Origin of the sequence: Isoptericola sp. NPDC060185, from assembly GCF_042728595.1 — a bacterium.
In the GTDB taxonomy this organism is placed as follows: domain Bacteria; phylum Actinomycetota; class Actinomycetes; order Actinomycetales; family Cellulomonadaceae; genus Isoptericola.
The window spans coordinates 1-1,000 of sequence record NZ_JBHWYY010000179.1 but is presented as its reverse complement, the minus strand read 5'-3'; the positions used below and the strand labels follow the sequence as shown (position 1 = coordinate 1,000).

The 1,000-nt window shown below is 71.5% G+C and carries 1 protein-coding gene; it reads left to right on the top strand.

Going from position 1 to position 1,000, the window contains the following annotated elements; translation table 11 throughout:
- On the top strand, positions 1–1,000 hold a 1,000-nt coding region (gene crtI / locus ACFWDO_RS21535; RefSeq protein WP_380347238.1), incomplete at both ends, for a phytoene desaturase family protein.

Below are 1,000 nucleotides of genomic sequence, written 5' to 3'. Positions count from 1 at the left end.
CCTTCCAGGCGCTGTACGCGGGCATGTCGCCGGATGACGCGCTCGCCGTCTACGGCGCGATCCCGAACATGGACACCTGCCTGGGTGTCTACTTCCCCGAAGGCGGAATGCGCGCGATCACGGCGGCGCTCGCCGAGGCGTTCACGGCCGCGGGTGGTCAGCTCGTACTGAATGCCGAGGTCGACGGCATCGACTATCGCCCCGGACGGACACCGAACGGACAGGGACAGAAGGGCGCGGCCCGTGGCCGACGCGCCGAAGCCGTGCACACCGCCGACGGGCGCACCTACCCCTGCGACGCGGTGGTCCTCACCGCCGACATCGCGTCACTGCCGACATTCGGCCTGCGCCACCGTCGCGGCCTGCGCGCCTCACCGTCGGCCGTCGTCGCCCACGGCACCATCGCGGCCGAGATCGCCGCACGCTGGCCCGTGCAGGCCCATCACACCATCGAGTTCGGCGCCGCCTGGGCACAGACCTTCGCCGAGATCGCCGCGCGCAAGGGTCGCGGCCGGCTCATGAGCGATCCGTCGCTGCTGCTCACCCGGCCCGCGCTCACCGACGCCGACCAGTTCGTCGACCGGGCTACCGGGCGCTTCGAACCGCTGTCGGTGCTCGCGCCGTGCCCCAACCTGACCGCCGCCCCGCTCGACTGGGACCGGCTCGCCCCCGCCTACCTGCGCGAGTTGCTCGCGGAACTGGAGCGGCGCGGCTACACCGGCATCGCCGAACATTTCCGAGTCGACCACCTCGACACGCCCGCCACCTGGGCCGCCCAGGGCATGATCGCGGGCACACCGTTCTCCCTCGCCCACGTATTCCGGCAAACCGGGCCCTTCCGGCCACGCAATCTGCCAAGGGGCGTGGACAACGTCGTTCTCGCAGGTTGCGGCACCACTCCGGGGGTGGGTGTGCCCACCACACTGCTGTCCGGCAAGCTGGCGGCGGCACGAATCACCGGCAGCCGGGCACACGCCGGTACCGACCACCGGGTTAGTGT